This is a genomic window from Glaciecola petra (genome assembly GCF_031846345.1).
Taxonomy (GTDB): Bacteria; Pseudomonadota; Gammaproteobacteria; order Enterobacterales; family Alteromonadaceae; genus Glaciecola; species Glaciecola petra.
Map to the genome: position 1 here is coordinate 1 of NZ_JAVRHX010000018.1, position 798 is coordinate 798.

The 798-nt window shown below is 52.1% G+C and carries 1 rRNA gene; it reads right to left on the bottom strand.

Going from position 1 to position 798, the window contains the following annotated elements:
- A 16S ribosomal RNA gene (locus RM552_RS17675) occupies positions 1–791 on the bottom strand; the annotation flags it as partial.
- Positions 792–798: the final 7 nt, after the last annotated feature.

Sequence of the window (798 nt, forward strand, 5' to 3'; positions counted from 1 at the left end):
CAGGGTATCTAATCCTGTTCGCTACCCACACTTTCGCACATGAGCGTCAGTCTTTGGCCAGAGAGTCGCCTTCGCCACTGATGTTCCTTCTGATATCTACGCATTTCACCGCTACACCAGAAATTCCACTCCCCTCTCCAAGACTCTAGTCGACCAGTTCTAAAAGGCCTTCCCACGTTGAGCGCGGGGCTTTCACTTCTAGCTTAATCAACCGCCTGCGTGCGCTTTACGCCCAGTAATTCCGATTAACGCTTGCACCCTCCGTATTACCGCGGCTGCTGGCACGGAGTTAGCCGGTGCTTCTTCTGTTGTTAACGTCACAGCTTACGGGTATTAACCGCAAACCTTTCCTCACAACTGAAAGTGCTTTACAACCCGAAGGCCTTCTTCACACACGCGGCATGGCTGCATCAGGGTTGCCCCCATTGTGCAATATTCCCCACTGCTGCCTCCCGTAGGAGTCTGGACCGTGTCTCAGTTCCAGTGTGGCTGATCTTCCTCTCAGAACAGCTAGAGATCGTCGCCTTGGTGAGCCTTTACCTCACCAACTAGCTAATCTCGCTTAGGTTCCTCCCTTGGCGAGAGCCGAAGCCCCCTTTTGCCCGTAGGCTATATGCGGTATTAGCCATCGTTTCCAATGGTTATCCCCCTCCAAAGGGCAGATCCCTAAGTATTACTCACCCGTCCGCCACTCGTCAGCAAAGTACAAGTACTTCCTGTTACCGTTCGACTTGCATGTGTTAGGCCTGCCGCCAGCGTTCAATCTGAGCCATGATCAAACTCTTCAATTGAATATAT